Here is a 21,093-nt window from a genome sequence, read left to right on the forward strand (position 1 = left end):
CATGGCCGTATGGTCTCGACACCCGCACCCACACGGCAGCCGCTGAACGCCACGCACGACGTCGCCAACCAGCCCCCGCTCCTGGCGCCCTACGACGCCTCCGAGGACACCGCCCTGCTGGAAGGGCTGCGCCGCGAGGGCGCCGACTGGGCCGAGGAGGGCATCCGGCGGCTCGGTCTGCGGGCCGGCAGCGCCGAGGCGCAGGAGTGGGCCGAGCAGGCCAACACCCACGAGCCGGTGCTGCGCACGCACGACCGGTACGGCAACCGGATCGACGAGGTCGACTTCCACCCGAGCTGGCACCACCTGATGCGCGCCTCGATCGCCGAGGGCCTGGCCGGCGCGCCGTGGGCCGACGCACGGCCCGGCGCCCATGTGGCGCGCAGCGCGGGCGGGTTGGTGTGGGGACACACCGACGCCGGACACGGCTGCCCCACGTCGATGACCTACGCGGCCGTCCCCGCGCTGCGCGCCCAGCCGGACCTCGCCAAGGTCTACGAGCCCCTCCTGACCGGCCGGGAGTACGAGCCCGAACTGCGGGTGCCGACACAGAAGTCGGGGCTGCTGGCCGGCATGGGGATGACGGAGAAGCAGGGCGGCTCCGACGTCCGTACGAACACGACCGCGGCGACGCCGACGGCCGAGCCCGGCGTGTACACCTTGCGCGGGCACAAGTGGTTCACGTCGGCGCCGATGTGCGATGTCTTCCTGGTCCTCGCCCAGGCGCCGGAGGGTCTCTCGTGCTTCCTGGTGCCGCGGATCCTGCCCGACGGCAGCCGCAACACCTTCCGCATCCAGCGCCTCAAGGACAAGCTGGGCAACCGCTCCAACGCCTCCTCCGAGCCGGAGTTCGACGGGACCGTCGCCTGGCTGGTCGGACCCGAGGGACGCGGGGTCAAGACGATCATCGAGATGGTCAACTGCACCCGTCTCGACTGCGTGATGATGTCGGCGACCCTGATGCGCAAGACGCTGGTGGAGGCAGGGCATCACACGCGCCACCGCACCGCGTTCGGGGCGCGGTTGGTCGACCAGCCGCTGATGCGCAATGTGCTGGCCGATCTCGCGCTGGAGTCCGAGGCGGCCACGACGCTCACCCTGCGGCTCGCGGGGGCGGCCGACCGGGCGGTGCGCGGGGACGCGGGCGAGGCGGCCTTCCGTCGGATCGCGACCGCGGTGGGCAAGTACTGGGTCACCAAGCGCGGTCCGGCCTTCACCGCGGAGGCCCTTGAGTGCCTCGGCGGCAACGGCTACGTCGAGGAGTCGGGCATGCCCCGCCACTACCGCGAGGCTCCCCTGCTGTCGATCTGGGAGGGCTCGGGCAACGTCAACGCGCTGGACGTGCTGCGGGCGCTGCGGCGCGAGCCCGGCACCGCCCAGGCGTTCTTCGACGAACTCGCCCTGGCCCAGGGCGCGGACACCCGACTGGACGCCGCCGTGACGCGCGTCGAGAGCCTGCTGGTCAACGGCTCGGAGACCGGCGCACGCCGGCTGGTGGAGCAGATGGCCCTGACCCTCCAGGCCTCCCTCCTGGTCCGGCACGCCCCGCCCGCGGTCGCCGACGCCTTCTGCGCGACCCGGCTGGGCGGCGACTGGGGCCACGCCTTCGGCACCCTGCCCGACACCGCCGATCTGAGCGCGATCCTGGACCGCGCGCTGCCCGCCGACTGAGCGGTTCAGCGCTGTCGGCGCACAGTTGGCGCAGAGTCATCTCCCGATTCCGCTTCGTTGTCAGTGCGGTGGTGCAGACTCACGAGGAGGAGGCACTTCTCCGGGGGAGGACTACGTGTTCAGCGGGATCGACGAGGTCGACTGGGCCTCGATGCGGCATGCCTACGGCAGCGCCGAGGACGTGCCCGGACTGCTGAGGGGGCTGGCTTCCACCGACCCCGCCGAGCGGGAGATCGCGCTCGACGCGATGTACGGCGGGGTGCACCACCAGGGTGACGTGTACGACTCGACGCTGGCCAGCATTCCGTTTCTCCTCGAACTCGTGGCGAACGAGGCGGTGCGGGAGCGGTGCGGGATCGTGGAGTTGCTCGTCAGCATCGGGCAGGAGGGCGAGCCCCCGGAGGGGGGCACCGATGGCGCCTACGCCATGGCGTGCGCCGCGGTCCGCGCGGGCGCCGAGGTCTTCGTCGGACTGACGGCGGACCGTGACGCCGGGGTCCGGCGGACGGCGGCGGTCGCGCTCGTGCGCTTCCACGACGAACCGGCCCGGGTGCTGAGCCTGTTGCGCGAGCGGATCACCGTGGAGCGCGACGACCGGGTGCTGCTCGCGCTCGCCGAGAGCCTGGGCGTCTTCGCCCGCCGGCACCCCGGGCACGCGGCCGACGCGGTGGACCTCCTGGCCGCCCAGAGCGCGCCGCCGTTCGGCCCGGGGCTGCGGCTGGCCGCGCTGGGACAGCTCGCGGGCTGTGCGCCCGACCGGCTCCCGGCCGACCTGGTGCCCACCGTCGTACGACTGCTGCGGGACCGGTCCGAGCGGCCGCCGTGCCGGTCGCAGGAGCCCGACCGGCCCGACACCGACACGCTCATCGGCAAGCTGCGGAAACTGCGGCCGACGGACGAGGAGGGCGCACAGCTGCTGCGCACCCTGCACGAAGGGCTCGACGGGCGGGTGGCCGACCGGATCGCCCTGCTCACGGGGCAGTTGAGCAGTCCGTCCGCGGTCGACCGGTGCAACGCGGTGCGGATGTCGTCGGAGCTGCTGCGCGGATGGCGTGCCGACTACCGGGAACTCGTGGCGCTCATCGGTACCCAACTGGCCACTCCGGACGACCGGTTGCGGGAGGCCGCGGAGTCCGTCCTCGGCGATCTCTTCGCGCTGGCCGCTCCCGCCGCCGACCACCTCCTCGCACTGGTGACCTCGCGTCCCGAGCTACGGGTCCGGCAATGGCAGCACGGAGCGCCGACCGTGGGTGAGGCGGTCAAGTCCCTTGCGAGGACAGGGGATCCGCGAGCCGTTCCCGTCCTGGCGGAGATGCTGGACGCGCCCGTCGTGCCGGTCGAGGTGGGGAACGTGATCGCCCACCTGGGGCCCATCGCCGCTCCCCTCGCCCCCGAACTGCGGCGCAGGCTGGGCGCCGTGCCGCTCGACTCGCGCGGGACCTACGACCTGGCGGCGCCTCTGCTGCACGCGCTCACGGCGCTGGGCGACACCCAGTGTGTGCCCGAGGTGCTGCGCCTGCTGCTGGGCATGTCCGACGAACTGCCGGTCCGCGACGTGGTGGTGAGGATCGCGGCGGAGGCGCTCGGGGCGTTCGGGCCGGCCGCGCGCGAGGCGATACCCACGCTGCGGGGGCTGTTGGACACGGAGTCCGCGATCGCCGCGGCGGAGGCCCTGTGGCGGGTGGAGGGTGACGCGTCGGCCGTACTGCCCGTGCTCCTGCGGGCGTTGACGGACGCGCGCACATTCCGGCCGCGGGCGGCCGCGAAGACGCTGGGTCTGCTGGGCCCGGCGGCTCAAGCCGCGCTGCCCGGGCTGTACCGCATGACCGGGTCCGAGGACTTCTGGGAGCGGCTGGACGGCGCGTGCGCCGTGTGGCGGATCGGCGGGGACCCGGACGTGGTGGTCCCGCTCCTTCGGGCCGCCTGGGCACAGAACCCCGACACACGCCGCACGATCGCCGCGTGTGTCGCCGACCTGGGCCCGGCGGGCGCACCCCTCCACGGCCTGCTGCGCACGGAGCTGACGGAGAGGCGCCGCCATCTGGACCCGGCCGCCAGGTACGGCAGCGAGGTCCTTCACGACGAGCAGTTGCTGCGGATCTGCCGGGGGGTGTTGCGGGGCACGTAGGGGTCAGGTGTCCCCGTCGGCCCAGGTCTTGCGCCCCCACAGCGGGTCGAAGCCGGCCCACTCGACGTCCCACTGGGCGATGCGGCGGCGCTCCAGACGGCCACAGAGCATGCGGCCGCCGACGAACGGGATCAGGGCGGCGCCCGCCCCTACCAGGACACCGATGAGCGAGGCCCGCAGTCGGGCCTCGGCGGCGGTGGCGGGCTTGGTGACCAGACTGCCCTGCGGGTCCGTCCACACGGTGACCTCGGTCCCGGCGGCGCTGCCCGGGCGGACCCTGACCTGACCGGTGTGCCGGGAGCCGTCCGGGGCGGTCCAGCGCACCTTGCCCCACACCCGGTCGCCGCTCGCCGCCCCGGAGCGCGCGAGGGCCGTACCGGGCGCCTTCTCGGTGAGGTGTCCCTCCACGGCACGCCACTCGACGCGTTCACGCGCCAGACCCCGTTCCACGGAGTGGGTTGCCGCGAGGCCCGCCAGCACTCCCGCGAGAACGGTGAACAGGCAGGTGCCGAGGACCACCCAGGCCTCCACCGCGTCGGCGCGGCGCTTGAGCGGATTGCGCCGCCAGCGCCAGAGCCACACCTTCGGACCACGGAACGCCATCGAAGGCATCCTCCTCATGAGCGCACGACCATCCGGACCGTCCTCCCATACGCGCGAAGGCCGCTGGATGCTCAGGTCGAGTCCCCCAGGCGACGGTCGCACGAGAGGTCCCGCTCGCGCAGGCGTCTGCGCGAAATCGCCCGCGCGACTGGCCGAAAAGCATCGACCGCAGGTCCGCGTCAAGTCGCCGCGACCGCTCTGACCTGGGGTGATGACACATCCAGGGGTGACTGTCAGTGGCGGGGTGCAGACTGGCAGGTGTCTGGGACAAAGACGTCACGGAGGTGATCGGCATGACCGAGGTACTGCTCGCCGTGGGCACGCGCAAAGGCCTGTTCATCGGGCGGCGGCGCGGTGGCACATGGGAGTTCGACGAGAGTCCGTACTTCAACGCGCAGGCGGTGTACTCGGTCGCCATCGACACCCGCGGCGACCGCCCTCGCCTGCTGGCCGGCGGGGACAGCTCGCACTGGGGCCCGTCGGTGTTCCACTCCGACGACCTGGGCCGCACGTGGACCGAACCGGCCCAGCCCGCCGTGAAGTTCCCCAAGGACACGGGCGCTTCGCTGGAGCGGGTGTGGCAGTTGCACCCGGCCGCAGCCGAGGCGGACGTGGTGTACGCGGGTACGGAACCGGCCGCGCTGTACCGCTCGGAGGACCGCGGGGAGACCTTCGAACTGGTCCGGCCGCTGTGGGAGCACCCCACCCGCTCCAAGTGGGTGCCCGGCGGTGGCGGTGAGGGCCTGCACACCGTGCTCACCGACGAGCGCGATCCGCGGGCCGTGACGGTCGCCGTCTCGACGGCCGGAGTGTTCCGCACCGGCGACGGCGGCGCGAGCTGGGCGCCGTCCAACTCCGGTGTCGCGGCGGTGTTCCTGCCCGATCCGAATCCGGAGTTCGGGCAGTGCGTGCACAAGATCGCCCAGGACGCGGCGGACCCGGACCGGCTGTATCTGCAGAACCACTGGGGTGTCTACCGCAGCGACGATGCCGGCGCGCAGTGGAAGGACATCGGCGAGGGCCTGCCCTCCACGTTCGGCTTCGCGGCGGCCGCCCACCCGCACCGCGGCGACACGGCGTACGTGTTCCCGATCAACGCCGACGCGGACCGGGTGCCCGCGGACCGTCGGTGCCGGGTCTTCCGCACGGCCGACGCGGGCAAGAGCTGGGAGCCCCTGACGGCGGGGCTGCCCCAGGACGACCACTACGGCACGGTGCTGCGCGACGCGCTGTGCACCGACGACGCCGACCCGGCGGGCGTGTACTTCGGCAATCGCAACGGCGAGGTGTTCGCCTCGTCCGACGACGGCGACAGCTGGCGGCAGTTGGCCTCCCATCTGCCGGACGTGCTGTGCGTGCGGGCCGCGGTGGTCGGATGAACCAGACGGGGGTGAACGGGGCGAGGGTGAACCGGACAGGGGTGAATCAGACGAGGGGAACTGCCGTTCGGACACCGGGCGTTGGCCACCGGTTGATCCGCACTGTCGTTACGGCAGTAGGGTGACGCCCGTGGCACCACGACCGTTGCATGAAATCGTCGAAGCGGGCTGGGCGCAGGCCCTGGAACCCGTCGCCGGAAAGATCGCCGAGATGGGGGACTTCCTGCGCGGGGAGATCGCCGCCGGGCGCACCTATCTCCCGGCGGGACCGAACGTCCTGCGCGCCTTCCAGCAGCCCTTCGACGACGTACGCGTCCTGATCGTCGGACAGGATCCCTACCCGACACCGGGGCATGCGGTGGGGCTGTCGTTCTCGGTGGCGCCCGACGTGCGTCCGCTGCCCGGCAGCCTCCTCAACATCTACCGGGAACTGAACACCGACCTGGGCCTGCCCCAGCCGGCCAACGGCGATCTGACGCCGTGGAGCCGGCAGGGCGTACTGCTGCTCAACAGGGCGCTCACCACAGCCCCGCGCAAGCCGGGCGCGCACCGCGACAAGGGCTGGGAAGCGGTCACCGAGCAGGCGATACGGGCCCTGGCGGCGCGCGGCAAGCCGTTGGTGTCCATCCTGTGGGGGCGTGACGCGCGCAATCTGCGCCCCCTGCTCGGGAATCTGCCGTCGGTGGAGTCCGCGCATCCCTCCCCCATGTCGGCCGACCGCGGCTTCTTCGGGTCCCGTCCCTTCAGCCGGGCCAACGACCTGCTGATCGGGCAGGGCGGACAGCCGGTGGACTGGCGCCTGCCGTGACCGGCGGGGCGAGCGGCGGACCGGGTCCCGGAGCGGGCGCGGCCGGCGTCCTCGCCGTCGACTCCGGAGGCTCCGGCCTGCGGATCGTGGTCGCGACCGGTGACGGGACGGTCCTGGCCCGGCGCGAATCACCCGAGCCGGTGCGCACGGGGGCACGAGGGATCGACCCCGGGCACCTGATGGGACAACTGGCGCCCAGGGTGCGGGAGTTGCTCGCCGAGAGCGGAGTGACCGAGCTGCGCGCGGCTGCCGTCGGTGCCGCCGGGCTCGCCACCCTGGGCGACGCGTTGCGCGCCGAGCTTCCGGGCGCCCTGCGGCGGGAGTTCGGGGTTCGGACGGTCGCGCTCGCCGCCGACGCGGTCACGGCGTACACCGGAGCGCTGGGCGCGCACCCCGGGGCCGTGGTCGCCGCCGGTACGGGTCTGATCGCCGTCGGCACCGACCTGCGCGGCTGGAGCCGCGCGGACGGCTGGGGCCATCTGCTGGGCGACTGCGGCAGCGGCGCCTGGATCGGACGGGCCGGTCTTGAGGCGGCACTGCGCGCCCACGACGGGCGGCCCGGCGGATCGGCGGGGCTGCTGGCCCGGGCCGAGAAGCTGTTCGGCCCCGCTTCAGGGCTGCCCGGCCGGGTCTACCCCCGCTCGGACCGGCCCGCCGTCCTCGCCTCCTTCGTGCCCGAGGTCGCGGCCTGTGCCGAGCAGCACGACTCCGTGGCCCTGGGCATCCTGCGTGCGGCGGCCCGGCACATGGTCGAGTCCGCGGCGGCGGTGTGCCCGACGGGGGGCGAACCCCGGATCGCCTTCACGGGGGGCCTGTTCAAGATGGGCGAGCCGCTCCTCGTACCGCTGGCGGAGGAGTTGGCGAGCGTGCTGCCCGGTGCGCGGCGGGTGCCGGCCGCGGGCGACCCCCTGGCGGGGGCGGTGCGGATCGCGGCCGATCTGGCGGCGGGCTCGCTCACCCTGCCGAGTGACGCGGCGATGTTGTCGGTGGTGACCACCTCGGGGCAGTGATCGACAGCGGCCGCTCACTTCCGATCCGTACGTAACTCATCAGACAAAACCGGACGGATACCGCTCACCTGCACCCTCCCCGAACAGGGGAGCCCAGGAAGCCAGTAACATGCGACGCCATGAGCTCCCCCACTGGGCCCGCGTCCGGCCTGCCAGTACGAATGCCGCGACCTCGCCAGGCCGGGCGGCACCGCCGTCCCGAGCCGCTGGCGGCTCCCGAGGGCGCGCCCGCGCTCGTTCTCGCCGTGCCGGGCACGCCCAGCGCCGGCACACGCAGCCTCGCCGAGGAGGTCGTGAGCATCGCGCGCTCCGAGCTGCCCGGCCTGGACGCCCGCATCGGTTACCTGGACGGGGACGACGCGGAGTTCCCCACACTGCAGGCCGTGCTCGTGCACGCCGCCGAAGAGCGCTCCGCCCGGTTCGAGCAGGCCAAGGCCGCCGGAGTGGATGCCAAGGAGCCCGACGGTCCCGTCGGCGTCGTCGTCCCGCTGCTGGCAGGACCGGACAGTGCGCTGCTGCGTCAGGTCCGCCAGGCGGTGATGGACAGCCGCGTCGCGGCCGAGCTGACCGATGTGCTGGGCCCGCACCCGCTGCTCGCCGAGGCGCTGCACGTGCGGCTGTCGGAGGCCGGTCTGGCCCGCGCCGACCGCGCCCGGCTGTTCACCGTGGCGACCGCGGCGGACGGCATCGTCCTGGCCTCCGTGGGCGGCGACGAGGCCGTGCAGGCGGCCGGGATCACCGGCATGCTGCTCGCCGCGCGCCTGGCCGTGCCGGTGATGGCGGCGGCCCTGGACCAGGAGGGCTCGATCGCGGCCATCGCCGAGCAGCTGCGCTCCTCGGGTTCGCAGCAGCTGGCGCTAGCGCCGTACCTGATAGGGCCGGAGATCGACCCGGGTCTGATCGAGGCCGCGGCCAAGGAGGCCGGCTGCTCCGCCGCCGAGGCGCTCGGCCCGTACCCGGCGATCGGCAAGCTCGCCCTGGCCAAGTACACGTCGGCCCTGGGCATCGTCCCGCCGCAGCCGCAGGGCGCGCCGGTCCGCTGACGCGCGGGCACGGCCGCAGGAACGCCGAAGGGCCCGCTCCCGAACACCGGGACGGGCCCTCGGCATGCCGGGGGCAGTACGCCTGCCGGCGTCAGTCGAAGATCACGCAGGACGCGGCCGGCACCTTGAGCGAGCCCTCGTAGCGCGGCAGGCCCGTCGCCGGGTCGACGGCGTACCAGGCCACATCGCCGGAGCGCTCGTTGGCGACGTACAGGAATCCCTCCGACTCGGCGAGCGCGCGGGGCCAGTGGCCGCCGCAGTGGACCGTGCCGATGAGGCGGAGTCGCGTGCCCTCGACAGCGAAGGTGGACAGGACGTCCTCGCCGCGGGTGGCGGTCCAGACGAAGCGGCCGTCGGGTGCGGCGACGATGCCGGAGGGGTAGGCGTCGCCGGCCGGTGCGCCGGCCAGCACCTGGACCTCGGTGAGCGGTTTCAGGGAGCCGTCCTCGGCGTCCCAGCGGCACACGGTGACGGTCGGGGTGAGTTCGTTGAGGACGTACGCGTAGTCCCCGTCCGGGTGGAAGGCCAGGTGGCGGGGTCCTGAGCCGGGGCGCAGGGCGATCTCGCGGTGGAGTTCGAGGGCGCCGTCGCGCAGGGCGCACACCCGCACCGAGTCCGTGCCGAGGTCGACGCTGACCGCCCAGCGCCCGCTCGGGTCGGGCTGCACCTGGTGGGCGTGCGGCCCCTGCTGGCGGCGCGTGTGCGGACCGGAGCCGGTGTGCCGCAGAACGCCGGAGGGGACCGGTGCGAGGGTGCCGTCGGCACGGACAGGGACGGCGGTGACGCTGCCCGAGCCGTAGTTGGCGGTCAGGACATGGCCGGCGAAGACGCTGAGGTGCGTCGGCTCCTGCCCGCCGACCGGTACCGGCGGTCCGACCTGCTCGGGCCGCGGACCGCTGACCCGGTACGCGGCGACCGCGCCCTGCGCCGTCTCGCTGACCGCGTAGAGGGTGTCCCCGCCGGGCGCCAGCGCCAGATACGACGGGTCGGGCACACCGTCCACACTGTTCAGGGCGATCAGCGCGCCGCCGCTCGCGGCCACGGCCGCCGTGACGATCCCGGGGCCGCCGGCCGCCGTGAACGATCCGATGAAGGCCCTTCGCCGCCCGCCGACCTCTGCCACCGCTGTCCCCTCTCGGTCCTGTGCCGTCGGGGCGACGTTAGCAGTCGATCATGAGCGGTCTAGACCATGTTCGGCCGATCTCGCTCGGCCGCGGTGGTACGGCCATGATCGCGCCGGGTGCGTTTCAGGCGCCGACCAGGGGTGATCCCGGCGGCGTCCGCAGTGGCGCGGCCAATTCCGCCAAAGCCCGCTCCAGGCCGTGGAGATGGGCCAGGGCCGGCTCCGCGACGGTCGGCGGGAACGCGTGCGCGGTGACGTGCTCGCCGTCGACGGCGCGCTCACCGGCGCTCCCGGTGAGCGCCTCGACCGCGGTCTCCACCCGCCAGCACGCGGCGGCGAGGCGCGCGTCGTGGGAGGCCTCCGGATCGGCGGCGACGGCGACCAGACCGCGGATCTCGCGGGCGCAGTCGTCGAGCAGGGCCAGCACCCGGCGGGCCCGGCGCTTGCGGCCGAGCATCGGGTTGAGCGGGTGCACCAGGGGCGCGACGGACAGGCGTACGCGGGCGACCAGCTGCTCCAGTTCGGCCACGCGCGGGGCCGGATCGGCGGTCGGGGAGCCGGCCAGGCGGGCAGCGGCCTCGGCGGTGCAGGCGTGGACGCAGCGCAGCGCGCGCCGGATCCAGGCGTGGGTGGTGGTGTGCGTGGTGACCGGCAGGACGAACAGCACGGCGAGTACGGCGCCCAGCGCCCCGACGCCGGTCTCCGCGACCCGGAGGGCGAGCAGGCCGGGGTTGAGGACGCCGAGCAGGCCGTAGAGCAGCTCGGCAAGCAAAGTCACCCAGAGCATCATCCAGGTGTACGAGACGGCCGCGGTGTAGAAGATGCCGAAGACGCAGACCGTGAGGAGGGCGGCCGTGGGGGCGGGCGCCCCGCCCACAGGGACCGCGACGAGCAGGCCGAGCCCGATGCCGATCACCGTGCCGAGGACCCGGCGGAAGCCCCGGACCAGGGTCTCGCCGCGGGAGGCGGTGTTGACGAAGATCCACCAGGTGGCGCCGACGGCCCAGTACCAGCGCTGCCCGGACACCAACTGCCCCACGACCAGGGCGAAGCCGGCGCCCGTGGCCGCCTGCACCGCCTGGCGGGTGGTGACGCGCGCGAGGCCGGTGCGGGCCGGCTGCGCCGGTACGGGAGCCGGGGGCAACCCGCGCTCGTAGCACCACAGGCCGAAGCGGACCGCCGCCGCGGTGAGCACCGACAGCACGACCGCCGCGTACAGCTGGGGCAGTTGGTCGGTGGTGGCGTGCAGGAACTGCGCCACGAAGAAGGTCATGAACGCGAACACGCCGAGGCTGTGCCCGCGCGGGCCCCACCGGCGGGCGTAGACGCCCGCGCCGACGACCGCGAGGAAGGTGAGGTCGCGGGCCACGGGATGGTCGTGCAGTTCGGCCGCGAGGGCGAGTACCGGCAGGCCGACAGCGGGCAGCAGCGCGGTGGTGAGGGCCTGCGCGCGGACCGTTGCGTCCGTGACGGTGAACAGGGCGAGCAGCGCGGCGAGACCGCCGGTCACGGCGCCGACGAGCGAGTGCCCGGCGAGGCCGCAGACGACGACCGCGAGCCCGATGCCGAGGACGGCCCGGGCGGCGAACCGTAGCCGTGCGCGCCCCGGGTCCGGCGCCACGAACACCCTCTTCAGCACTGCTCTCCGCCCCCTGGCTCCATGGCATGAAAAAGGCGCCGCGGGGTCCGCAGCGCCATCGACGTGCTCATTGCAACATCAAGACGTACGGTGGCTCAAGTGGACTCTGGATTACTGTGCCATTGGTACAGCCACGACGGTCCGGTCAGGTCCATCGGCGGACCAACGGACCACGCACCAGGAGGTCGGCGCCATGGCCGTGGACGAGTTGGACACCCGCATTCTGCGGCTGGTGCTGGAGCAGCCGCGCACCAGTGTGCGTGAGTACGCCCGGGTTCTCGGCGTCGCCCGAGGCACGCTCCAGGCACGTCTGGACCGTCTCGAACGGGACGGGGTGATCACGGGGACGGGCCCGGTGCTCTCGCCCGGCGCGCTCGGTCACCCGGTGCTCGCGTTCGTGCACATCGAGGTCACGCAGGGGCATCTGGACGATGTGGGGGACGCGTTGGCCGCGGTGCCCGAGATCGTCGAGGCCTTCTCCATCACGGGTGGCGGGGATCTGCTGACCCGGGTCGTGGCGCGGGACAACGCTCATCTGGAGGACGTGATCCAGAAGCTGATCAGCATGCCGGGCGTCGTCCGCACCCGTACCGAGGTGGCCCTGCGCGAGCGGGTGCCGCATCGGCTGCTGCCGCTGGTCGAGTCGATCGGGCGCACGGCCGGAAAGTGAGGCCTCCCCGACCGGTGGCTCCCTGACAGGGGGACGCCGTCCCGTACGCCGCCGTGCGGGCCGGCGTACGGGAGTTCGCCGCCGCGGGCTGCTCCTGCGGGGAGGCCGGTCGCAGTTCGCCACGCGGGGCCGGCGCGGCGGCCGCGGCTGCCCGACCGTCCGGCGGCGCCGGAGGGGAGGCGTCGCCGGTCGGTCGAGGTCCGTCAGCTCGGGCGGATGTTCTGGTTGAGGCGGAAGACGTTCTCCGGGTCGTAGTCGGCCTTGATGCGGGCCAGTCGGTCGTAGTTGCCGCGGTAGCTGGCGCGGACCCGCTCCTGGCCCTCGTCCATCATCATGTTCACGTAGGCGCCGCCCGCGGAGTACGGGTGCAGGGCGTCGAAGTAGTCGACGGTCCAGCGCTTGACCAGGTCGGCGTTGGCCGGGTCGGGGTCGACGCCGGCGTAGACGGAGGCCCAACGGGCGCCGCGGTAGGCCCAGGGCGTCTCGTCGGGGCCGACGTCGTGGGCGGCGCCGTCGATCGGGTAGAGGTGCATGGTCGACTGGACGGTCGGTACCTCGGCGCCGAACTTGGCGTGCAGGTCGACGGCCTCGTCGGGGATGTCGTCCACGAAGTCGGCGCGCCAGTACCACTGGTGGCCGGGCGGGTAGAGCCCGTCGAACATGGACTGCAGGTCGGGGTGCGGCATCGGGCCGACGGCGTGCAGCAGGGGTGCCGGGAGCGCGTCCAGCAGCGGTGCCATCTCGCGGGCCGCCGCCTCCATGTCGTCGCCGGTGTAGCACCACACGACGCCCGCGGTCTTGCGGAGTTGGATCTCCTCGGGGAACGGCGGGGCCGGCGGGACGGTGCCGTGCAGGAAGAAGGCGTTGAGTTCGCGGGGCGCGTTCGGGAGGAAGTCCCGGTAGGCGGTGAGGACTTCGGCGCTGATCTCGACCGGCCAGAAGGTCGGCCCGGCGATGACGGTGCTGATCTCGTGCAGCCGGAAGAGGAAGGACGTGACGACGCCGAAGTTGCCCCCGCCGCCGCGGATCGCCCAGAACAGGTCGGTGTTCTCGCCGGCGCTCGCCCGGACCTGTCGGCCGTCGGCGAGGACGACGTCGGCGGCGAGGAGGTTGTCGATGGTCAGCCCGCACCTGCGGGTGAGGTGGCCGAGCCCGCCGCCGGTGGCGATGCCGCCGACTCCGGTGGTGGAGACGATGCCGCTGGGGGTGGCCAGGCCGTGTGCGTTGGTCGCGCGGTCCACCTCGCCCCAGACGCAGCCGCCGCCGACCCGGACCGTACGGGCCTCGGGGTCGACGTGGATCTCCTTCAACGGTGACAGGTCGGCCACCACTCCCCCGTCGACGGTGCCGAGGCCGGCGCCGTGGTGACCGCCGCCGCGCACCGCGAGCGGCAGCTCGTGGGCGCGGGCGAAGCCGATCACGCGGGCGACGGCGTCCGCGTCCACGCAGCGGGCGATCAGGGCGGGCCGGCGGTCGATCATCGCGTTGTAGACGGCGCGGGCCTGCTCGTAGCCGGAGTCCTCGGGCCCGATCAACTCCCCTGTGAACCCGGTCAGTTCCCTGCGCGCGGCTTGAGCGGGTGTACTGGACATGCGATATCCCCCGTTTGTTCGGTGTCGGGTCGATCTGCACGTTCTACTCGTGTTGCGCACCCCCGGGCATCCGTGCGGGTCACCTAGCTCGGGCCCGCCGGCTACCTACGTTTTGCCCGCAGCCCCGGTCCTCGCGATACCTACGCCTCGTGCTCGGGCAGGAGGCCGAGCTGCGCGGCGCGGACGGCCGCGTGGCGCCGGGTCGGTGCGTCGAGCTTGTCCAGGACGGCTCGTACGTGGTTGTCGACCGTGCGGACCGAGACGACGAGGCGGGCGGCGATCTCGGAGTTGGTCAGCCCCTCGGCGAGCAGGCGCATGACCTGGAGCTGGCGGTCGGTGAGTCCGGCGGGGTTGCCCCGGGTCGCGGCGAGGGGGCCGCGCGGGATGCGGCGGACGCCGAGGGCGCGGAGTTCGGTGCGGACGAGACGGGCCAACGGTTCGGCGCCGAGGGCGTCGAGTTCGGCCAGGGCGGTGAGCTTGTCCGCGGGGTGCGGGCTCTCGGCGACGGCGGCCGCGTGCTCGTAGGGGCAGCCGGCCGCCTGCCAGATCGACGCGGCCTCCCGCCAACGCCCGCGGGCCTGCAGGGCGTACGGATGCTGCGAGTCGTCGTCCACCGGGACGGGGTGCCCGGATTTGCCGAGCCAGTAGGCGAGTTCGGCGCCGTAGGGGATGCCGGTGAGGTGGCGAGCCTCGGCGTGGACAGGGCCGGCGGCCTCGACCACGGCATCGTGGTCGCCGCGCAGCCAGGCGGCTTCCGCCAGGGCCGCCGCCACCGGTCCGGCGCGTTGGAGCTCACGGGTGCGTACGGCGATCTCCTGGGCCTCGGCGAGGAGTTCGTCCGCGCCGGGCCGGCCGCAGCGGGTCCGGATGCGGGCGAGGACGGTCAGCGCGGGACAGCGGGCCGGGAGGAAGTCGTGCATCCCGAACTCGGCGTGCCGCTCGGCCTCCTCCCAGTCGGCGGCGGCGAGCCGGCGGATGGCGAGTTCGACGTGCAGGTAGGTGAGGAAGCCCAAGTGCTCGGCGCGGTCGGCGAGTTCCATGGCCGGGGGCAGCAGACGGTCGGCCTCCGCGTACTGGAGGTTGTCGAGCAGCGTCCAGATGAGGTTGGCGTAGGAGCGGCAGGCGTGCTCGACCTCGCCGGCGGCGAGCGCGACGTCGAGGCTCTCCTCCACCTGCTTGCGCCCGCCCGGGTCGCCGCCCCGCCAGCGGGCCATGCCCACGTTGTTGAGGGCGTGCGAGAGGATCGCCGTGTCCTCGGTCCGGCGGGCCAGGGCGATGGCGCGCTCGGCGTGGGCGACGGCCTCGGGGTAGCGGTCGGAGAGCATGCGCAGTTGGGCGATGTTGCTGACGGCGAGGGCCAACAGCCGCTCGTCGCCCGCCTGTTCAAGGACGGCGACGGCCTCGCGGGCGGCTTCCTGTGCCTCGTCGGCGTCGCCGGCCCACCAGTGGATCCGCGACAGCCAGCGCAGGTCGGCGCCGAGGGCGAGGGTGTCGCCGAGCGAGCGGCGCAGGGCGACCGCCTCGCGCTGGGCGGCGACGGCGGCGGCCGAGTCGGCGATGGTGTAGCTCTCCACGGCGTAGCGTTCGAGCAGATCGGCGAGTTCGGCGGGGCCGTAGCGCCGCCGTCGGCGCAGGACCAGCCGGAGTTGGGCGGCGGCCTCGCGGTGGGCGCCGGCTCCGGCGGCGTCCCGGGCCGCGTCGGGGCCGTAGCGGGCGATGGCGTCCTGGTCACCGGCCTGGGCGGCGTGATGGACGATGCGGGCCGCGTCCGAGCCGGGCCGGGCGACCAGGGCCGCCAGGGCGTTGCGGTTGAGGTCGATGCGCCGGGCGGCGGGCAGCGAGTCGGCGACCGCCCGCCGGATCAACTCGTGCCGGAAGGCGACCCGTTCCGGCTCCACGGCGAGCAGTCCGCGCTGTTCGGCGGCCACGAGCGCGGCCACACCGTCGGTCAACAGCGCGTCCACCAGCGGGCGTTCGACCGCGGAGGGCACGACGGCGAGCTGCTCCAGCGCGTCCACGGTGACGGGGTCGAGACCGCGCAGCCGCGCGAGCACGGCGTCGACGACCGTCGGGGGCACTCCCCCGGTGCCGCCGGCCGCCACGACCTCGGCGACGAAGAAGGGGTTGCCCGACGTCACTTCGTACACCTGCGCCGGATCGAGCCGGCCCGCCGCGCTGAGCGTGCGCACCGCGCTCAGCGAGAGCCGAGCCAGCGGCAGGCGGTGCACGCGGGGTACGCGGGAGACCTGGCCCAGCAGGTGACGCAGGGGGTGGCCGCGGCTCAACTCGTCGTCCCGGTAGGTGAGGACGAGCAGGGCGGGCAGCCGTTCCATGCGCCGCACGAGGAAGCGCAGCGCGTCCAGGGAGGCCTCGTCGGCCCAGTGCACGTCCTCGACGACGAGCACGGCGGGATGGGGGGCGCCGGCCAGTTCGGCGCGCAGCGCCTCGTAGACGCGGTGGCGGTCGCCGCCGTCGGTGACGGCGCGGGCGAGTTCGGCGCCGACGCTGCCGACGAGGTCACGGAACGGACCGAGCGGCCGGCTGGTGGCCAGGTCGTCGCACTGCCCGACCAGCACCCGGGCATGGGGAGGCAGCAGGTCCGGCATGGCCTTCACCAGGCTGGACTTGCCGATCCCCGCCTCACCGAAGACGAGCGCCACCGAACCGGCACCGCCCGCCGCCTGCCGTGCGGCCGCGGCCAGTCGCGCCAGCTCGGGCTCGCGTTCGAGGATCCCCCGGTCCACGTCGCCGATTCTGTCACCACCGGGTCGCTCCGCGAGGTGTCCTGCCCGACCGGAACCGAACCCTCCCGACCCGTTGACCCTCACCCGCCTCCTCTCTATCGTCTGGTCGACCTTTCGTACGGCGTTCGCGATGCCGAACAGCTCGGCATCGCAGGACACCCCGAAATCGCCGGACCCGTTGAGGAGCACCCATGGCACCGCCCCTCTCCAGACGATCCCTTCTGCAGGCCGCCGCCCTCGGCGCGGCCACCCCCACGACCACGTCGGCGATCGCCCACACGACGACCGGCCTCGCAACCCTCGCCACCGCCTCGGCCGCCGCCGTCCCGACCGCCTGGACCGTGCGCCCCTTCGCACTCGACGAGGTGACGCTCGGGGCAGGTCTCTTCGCCGACAAGCGGCGGCTGATGCTCGACCACGCCCGCGGGTACGACGTGAACCGGCTGTTGCAGGTCTTCCGGGCCAACGCCGGGCTGTCGACCGGTGACGCGGTCGCGCCCGGCGGATGGGAGGGGCTCGACGGTGAGGCGAACGGGAATCTCCGCGGCCACTACACCGGGCACTTCCTGACCATGCTCTCCCAGGCCTGGGCCGGCACCGGCGAGCAGGTGTTCGCGGACCGGATCGCCGCGATGGTCGGCGCGCTGACCGACGTACGAGCCGCCCTGCGCGCGGATCCGAACGTGTTGAGCGTGTCCGGCCGGTTCGGGTCCGCCGCCCTCAACGAGCGCGGGTCCTACCAGTACGTCGAGCTGCCGCCGGCCGTGCTCGGCGCCGCCGCGATCACCCTCGCCGCGTGGGTGAAGCCCGTGCATGACGACAACTGGGCACGAGTCCTCGACTTCGGCAACGACACCACCCGCTATCTCTACCTGGCCGCGCGCAACGCGAACGGCGTCCCGCGCTTCGCCGTCACCACGGGCGGGGCCGGTGACGAGCAGGGTCTGAACGGCACGTCCGCACTGCCGTCGAACGAGTGGAGCCACCTCGCGGTGACCCTCGCGGACGGCACCGGGACGCTCTACGTCAACGGGACGGCCGTGGCCCGGAACACGGCGATGACCCTCACCCCGGCCGCCCTCGGCCCCCTCGCCCACCACTGGCTCGGCCGCTCCACCTACCCCGCCGACCCCGTCCTCTCAGGCGCCTTCGGCGGGTTCGACGTCTGGTCGCGCACCCTGTCCGCCGCCGAGATCGCCGAGTTGCAGGGCAGCCGGGCAGCGGACAGCTCGGCCGGTCGCGGGGACCTGGCCTCGTACGCCTTCGACGAGAGCGGTGGCGGCAGCTTCGCGGACGGCTCCGGGCGCGGTCTGACCGCCACGCTGCGCCGTACGTGGGGCGGCCCGAGCCATCCCGGATTCCTGGCCGCGTACCCGGAGACGCAGTTCATCCTGCTGGAGTCGATGACCGGCAGCGACTACACGAGGGTGTGGGCGCCCTACTACACCGCGCACAAGATCCTCCGCGGCCTGCTGGACGCCTACACCGCCACGGGCGACGGCCGGGCGCTGGACCTCGCGTCCGGCATGGGTGACTGGATGTACGCGCGTCTGTCCGTGCTGCCCGCCGCCACTCTGCAACGGATGTGGGGCATCTTCTCCAGCGGCGAGTTCGGGGGCGTCGTCGAGGCGATCTGCGATCTGCACGCGCTCACCGGAACGGCCCAACACCTGGCGCTGGCCCGCCTCTTCGACCTCGACAGGCTGATCGACGCCTGCGCCGCGAACACCGACACGCTCGACGGACTGCACGCCAACCAGCACATCCCGATCTTCACCGGCCTGGTCCGCCTGTACGACGCGACGGGCGAGGAGCGCTACCTGACCGCGGCGAAGAACTTCTGGGGCATGGCCGTACCGCATCGCATGTACGGCATCGGCGGCACCAGCACCGGCGAGTTCTGGAAGGCGCGGGACGTGATCGCGGGCACGATCGCAGCGACCACAGCGGAGACGTGCTGCGCGTACAACCTGCTGAAGCTCAGCCGGACGCTGTTCTTCCACGAGCAGGACTCCAAGTACCTGGACTACTACGAACGGGCCCTCTACAACCAGGTGTTGGGCTCCAAGCAGGACACGGCGGACGCCGAGAAGCCGCTCGTCACCTACTTCATCGGGCTGACGCCGGGGCATGTGCGCGACTACACGCCCAAGCAGGGCACGACCTGCTGCGAGGGCACCGGCATGGAGAGCGCCACCAAGTACCAGGACTCGGTGTACTTCGCCGCGTCCGACGGCAGCGCCCTGTACGTCAACCTGTTCAGCCCGTCCCGACTGACCTGGGCGGACAAGGGAGTCACGGTCACCCAGACGACCGACTATCCCCGCGAGCAGGGCACCACTCTCACCGTCGGGGACGGCGCCGCGACCTTCGAACTGCGGATACGGGTGCCGTCCTGGGCGACGGCCGGCTTCCGCGTCACGGTCAACGGGCGGGCGGCGCCCGGGAGTCCGACACCCGGCAGCTATTTCGCCGTGTCCCGGAAGTGGCGTGCCGGGGACACCGTGCGCGTCGCCGTGCCCTTCCGGCTCCGGGTCGAAAAGGCGCTGGACGATCCGACCCTCCAGACCCTCTTCCACGGTCCGGTCAACCTGGTCGCCCGCGACTCGGCCACGGATTACCTGGAGTTGGGTCTTTACCGAAACGCCGGTCTGTCGGGTGATCTGCTGCCGTCCCTCGCCCCCGTGACCGACAGGCCCCTCCACTACACGTTGGACGGCATCGAGTTCGCCCCCTTCTTCGAGGGGACGGAGGATCCGACCCATGCCTACTTCAGGCGCGTGGAGCCGAGAGTCGTCCTCGGGAACACCGACTCCGGCGTGGCCAATCCGGTGAAGGCCGACGGCACGACGTTGCTGGACGAGATCTGGGCCGGAGCGCCGTTCGGTGACAAGGGTGCGCTCGTGGCGCGGGTGCGGTCGACGGTGGACGCGTGGGTGACCGGCGGGCTGCTTGGCGGAAGCGACGGGGCGAAGGTCGTCGGCACGGCGGAGAGGGCCGTCTTCGTCCCGTAAGCGGCCAGACCTGTCCTGAGGAGACGTGGACTAGGACCGGCCGCGCGGCTTGCCCCGCCTGCCACCGCCCTTGGCGCCACCGCCCCTGGCACCACCGCCCGTACCGCCCCGGCCACCGCGGGCCGTCGGCTTCGAGGGCGTCGCGGGCTTGCGACGGGCGGTGGTCGGTTCGGCTCGCCTCGTCTTCGGCTCGGGGTCGGCGGCCTTGCGGCCCCGGGTGCTGTTGGCCGTGCGGCCGCGGACGATGCCGATGAAGTCCTCGACCAGGTCGGTGGTGGCGTCCTCGGGCCAGGACAGGGCCACGCTCGACTCCGGGGCGTCCACGACCGGACGGTAGGTGAGGTCCTTGCGGTGGTGGAGCCGGGCCAGGGACTGGGGCACGATCAGCAGGCCCACGCCCGCCGCGACCAGTTCGATGGCGTCGACCGTGGTCGGGGGGCGCTCGAAGGCGGGTTCCCCGGGCGGCCGGTCCCAGTCGAAGACGTCGTCCAGGGGGTGGAAGAGGACCTCGTCGGCGAGATCGCCCACGGTCACCTCCTCCACCGCCGTGATCACGTGGTCCTTGGGGATTACGACGACCGTCGTCTCGGTGTAGAGGGGGATCGCGCTGAGGAACGTACGGTCGACCGGCAGCCGTACGAAGGCCGCGTCAGCCGCACCGGCGCGCAGCAGCTCGGGCGCCTGGGCGGCCTCGACCTGGCTGAGGACGAGGGGGATGTCGGGCAGCCGCTCGTTCCAGACCCGCACCCACTTGGCGGGCGTCACTCCCGGGACGTATGCCAGCCGGAACGTGGGGGATGCCTCGGGGTCTGCGGAGCCTGTCACCCCGCCAGATTACCGTCCGTGGTCGGCGGGCTCTCACACGATCGATACCCTGGACACCATGAAGTCGCACCAGAGCACCCAGACCATGAAGCCCGCCACCGCGGCGAAGAAGCTGGGTGTGTACCTCGAAGCCACCCCCGCCGAGTTCCGCGAGGGCGACGTCTCGCGCGCCACGCTCGACGAGCTCCAGGCGAATCCGCCCGAGTGGCTGCGCGCGCTGCGGGCCGACGGGCCGCACCCGCGTCCGGTGGTCGCGGCGAAGCTGGGGATCTCGATCTCGGGTCTCGCCCGCGGCGGTATCACCGAGGCGCTCACCACCGAGCAGATCGAGGCCATCAAGCAGGACGCGCCCGAGTGGCTGGAGAAGGAGCGCGCCACTCAGGCCGAGGTCCGCAAGGAGGCGGCGCGCCTCAAGCAGCGGGACGCGGAGCGCGAAGCCGGTTCCTGAATCCGGTTGACGATCCGGGTCCTGATCCCGTTCCGGCCACGGTGAGTCGCCGGTCGGGACCTGTGTGTACACAGAAACCAGTTCTGACGGTCCATTAAGACGAAGGTCACAAAAGCGTATCGGACATATCGCGCTTCAACCTTCACACAGGGCACACAAGTTGGTTAAGTTGATTCTCAGGTCGCGTGACTCTCTCCGGCGGACCCCGTCGGGTCGAGCGACCTCCGCTGAGTCCGGCTCGCCCCTGTGGCAGCCGGAGCCGGGGACCCACCGATTCATGGGGTGAATCGGCCCAACTGCCCTTCGGGGCAAGGGCCGTAGGGCATGCCTTCCACATCGTGACCGCCCGAACCCGACAGCTAACTCGGTAGGCGGAGTACGGAAGGAGTACGGCTC

Annotated in this window: 15 protein-coding genes and 1 riboswitch; of the genes, 9 read left to right on the top strand and 6 right to left on the bottom strand. The window is 73.0% G+C overall.

The features are described from left to right. Nucleotides 1–9: 9 nt before the first annotated feature. Both ACIQI8_RS35395 and ACIQI8_RS35400 read left to right on the top strand, forming a co-directional pair. On the top strand, nucleotides 10–1,671 hold the full coding sequence (locus ACIQI8_RS35395; protein ID WP_402359908.1) for an acyl-CoA dehydrogenase family protein: 1,662 nt from the start codon (nucleotides 10–12) through the stop codon (nucleotides 1,669–1,671). 115 nt (nucleotides 1,672–1,786) lie between these two features. Next, on the top strand, nucleotides 1,787–3,799 hold the full coding sequence (locus tag ACIQI8_RS35400) for a HEAT repeat domain-containing protein (RefSeq protein WP_402359910.1): 2,013 nt from the start codon (nucleotides 1,787–1,789) through the stop codon (nucleotides 3,797–3,799). A 3-nt stretch (nucleotides 3,800–3,802) separates the two neighbouring features. Here ACIQI8_RS35400 and ACIQI8_RS35405 read toward each other — a convergent pair whose 3' ends face one another. Continuing rightward, nucleotides 3,803–4,402 (bottom strand): hypothetical protein, encoded by a 600-nt coding sequence (locus ACIQI8_RS35405; RefSeq protein ID WP_402359913.1) that lies wholly within the window; start codon nucleotides 4,400–4,402, stop codon nucleotides 3,803–3,805. A 293-nt stretch (nucleotides 4,403–4,695) separates the two neighbouring features. Here ACIQI8_RS35405 and ACIQI8_RS35410 point away from each other — a divergent pair, with 293 nt between their 5' ends. The 4 genes from ACIQI8_RS35410 to ACIQI8_RS35425 all read left to right on the top strand — a co-directional run bounded on the left by ACIQI8_RS35410 (nucleotide 4,696) and on the right by ACIQI8_RS35425 (nucleotide 8,642). Continuing rightward, nucleotides 4,696–5,781, top strand: a complete 1,086-nt coding sequence (locus ACIQI8_RS35410) for a WD40/YVTN/BNR-like repeat-containing protein (RefSeq protein WP_402359916.1) — start codon at nucleotides 4,696–4,698, stop codon at nucleotides 5,779–5,781. A gap of 130 nt (nucleotides 5,782–5,911) precedes the next feature. Further along, nucleotides 5,912–6,589: a uracil-DNA glycosylase gene (locus tag ACIQI8_RS35415; RefSeq protein WP_402359918.1), complete on the top strand. Its 678-nt coding sequence runs from the start codon at nucleotides 5,912–5,914 to the stop codon at nucleotides 6,587–6,589. Continuing rightward, a complete protein-coding gene (locus ACIQI8_RS35420; protein ID WP_402359921.1) occupies nucleotides 6,586–7,599 on the top strand; it encodes an N-acetylglucosamine kinase in 1,014 nt (337 codons plus the stop codon). The genes ACIQI8_RS35415 and ACIQI8_RS35420 overlap by 4 nt, the downstream gene beginning before the upstream one ends. A gap of 119 nt (nucleotides 7,600–7,718) precedes the next feature. Then, the gene (locus tag ACIQI8_RS35425) at nucleotides 7,719–8,642 is read left to right on the top strand and encodes a sirohydrochlorin chelatase (RefSeq protein WP_402359924.1); all 924 of its coding nucleotides are present in this window, start codon (nucleotides 7,719–7,721) and stop codon (nucleotides 8,640–8,642) included. 91 nt (nucleotides 8,643–8,733) lie between these two features. Here the strand turns inward: ACIQI8_RS35425 and ACIQI8_RS35430 are convergent, their stop codons facing one another. Then, a complete protein-coding gene (locus tag ACIQI8_RS35430; protein ID WP_402359927.1) occupies nucleotides 8,734–9,765 on the bottom strand; it encodes a lactonase family protein in 1,032 nt (343 codons plus the stop codon). 124 nt (nucleotides 9,766–9,889) lie between these two features. Next, the gene (locus tag ACIQI8_RS35435; RefSeq protein ID WP_402359930.1) at nucleotides 9,890–11,404 is read right to left on the bottom strand and encodes an FUSC family protein; all 1,515 of its coding nucleotides are present in this window, start codon (nucleotides 11,402–11,404) and stop codon (nucleotides 9,890–9,892) included. A 193-nt stretch (nucleotides 11,405–11,597) separates the two neighbouring features. Between ACIQI8_RS35435 and ACIQI8_RS35440 the strand changes: the two genes are divergently transcribed. After that, on the top strand, nucleotides 11,598–12,074 hold the full coding sequence (locus tag ACIQI8_RS35440; protein WP_402359933.1) for an Lrp/AsnC family transcriptional regulator: 477 nt from the start codon (nucleotides 11,598–11,600) through the stop codon (nucleotides 12,072–12,074). Nucleotides 12,075–12,277: 203 nt separating this feature from the next. Here ACIQI8_RS35440 and ACIQI8_RS35445 read toward each other — a convergent pair whose 3' ends face one another. Continuing rightward, the gene (locus ACIQI8_RS35445; protein WP_402359936.1) at nucleotides 12,278–13,666 is read right to left on the bottom strand and encodes an FAD-binding oxidoreductase; all 1,389 of its coding nucleotides are present in this window, start codon (nucleotides 13,664–13,666) and stop codon (nucleotides 12,278–12,280) included. A gap of 140 nt (nucleotides 13,667–13,806) precedes the next feature. Further along, the gene (locus tag ACIQI8_RS35450) at nucleotides 13,807–16,410 is read right to left on the bottom strand and encodes an ATP-binding protein (RefSeq protein WP_402359939.1); all 2,604 of its coding nucleotides are present in this window, start codon (nucleotides 16,408–16,410) and stop codon (nucleotides 13,807–13,809) included. 191 nt (nucleotides 16,411–16,601) lie between these two features. Between ACIQI8_RS35450 and ACIQI8_RS35455 the strand changes: the two genes are divergently transcribed. Further along, a complete protein-coding gene (locus tag ACIQI8_RS35455; protein WP_402359942.1) occupies nucleotides 16,602–19,424 on the top strand; it encodes a beta-L-arabinofuranosidase domain-containing protein in 2,823 nt (940 codons plus the stop codon). Between the two features lie 30 nt (nucleotides 19,425–19,454). Here ACIQI8_RS35455 and ACIQI8_RS35460 read toward each other — a convergent pair whose 3' ends face one another. Then, a complete protein-coding gene (locus ACIQI8_RS35460; RefSeq protein ID WP_402359945.1) occupies nucleotides 19,455–20,249 on the bottom strand; it encodes a LysR family substrate-binding domain-containing protein in 795 nt (264 codons plus the stop codon). A 58-nt stretch (nucleotides 20,250–20,307) separates the two neighbouring features. Here ACIQI8_RS35460 and ACIQI8_RS35465 point away from each other — a divergent pair, with 58 nt between their 5' ends. Then, nucleotides 20,308–20,697 carry a DUF5997 family protein gene (locus ACIQI8_RS35465; RefSeq protein ID WP_402359948.1) on the top strand — a complete coding sequence of 130 codons (390 nt, stop codon included), beginning with the start codon at nucleotides 20,308–20,310 and terminating at the stop codon, nucleotides 20,695–20,697. 215 nt (nucleotides 20,698–20,912) lie between these two features. Next, nucleotides 20,913–21,087, top strand: a riboswitch (cyclic di-AMP (ydaO/yuaA leader). Nucleotides 21,088–21,093 lie beyond the last annotated feature (6 nt).

It is taken from the genome of Streptomyces sp. NPDC092369 (assembly GCF_044755245.1).
Taxonomy (GTDB): domain Bacteria; phylum Actinomycetota; class Actinomycetes; order Streptomycetales; family Streptomycetaceae; genus Streptomyces.

Excerpts from the sequence above, each read along its gene's own strand:
- ACIQI8_RS35395 (WP_402359908.1), top strand. The coding sequence starts at position 10 with ATGGTCTCGACACCCGCACCCACACGGCAGCCGCTGAACGCCACGCAC.
- ACIQI8_RS35405 (WP_402359913.1), bottom strand. The coding sequence starts at position 4,402 with ATGGCGTTCCGTGGTCCGAAGGTGTGGCTCTGGCGCTGGCGGCGCAAT.
- ACIQI8_RS35410 (WP_402359916.1), top strand. The coding sequence starts at position 4,696 with ATGACCGAGGTACTGCTCGCCGTGGGCACGCGCAAAGGCCTGTTCATC.
- ACIQI8_RS35425 (WP_402359924.1), top strand. The coding sequence starts at position 7,719 with ATGAGCTCCCCCACTGGGCCCGCGTCCGGCCTGCCAGTACGAATGCCG.
- ACIQI8_RS35440 (WP_402359933.1), top strand. The coding sequence starts at position 11,598 with ATGGCCGTGGACGAGTTGGACACCCGCATTCTGCGGCTGGTGCTGGAG.
- ACIQI8_RS35445 (WP_402359936.1), bottom strand. The coding sequence starts at position 13,666 with ATGTCCAGTACACCCGCTCAAGCCGCGCGCAGGGAACTGACCGGGTTC.
- ACIQI8_RS35455 (WP_402359942.1), top strand. The coding sequence starts at position 16,602 with ATGGCACCGCCCCTCTCCAGACGATCCCTTCTGCAGGCCGCCGCCCTC.
- ACIQI8_RS35465 (WP_402359948.1), top strand. The coding sequence starts at position 20,308 with ATGAAGTCGCACCAGAGCACCCAGACCATGAAGCCCGCCACCGCGGCG.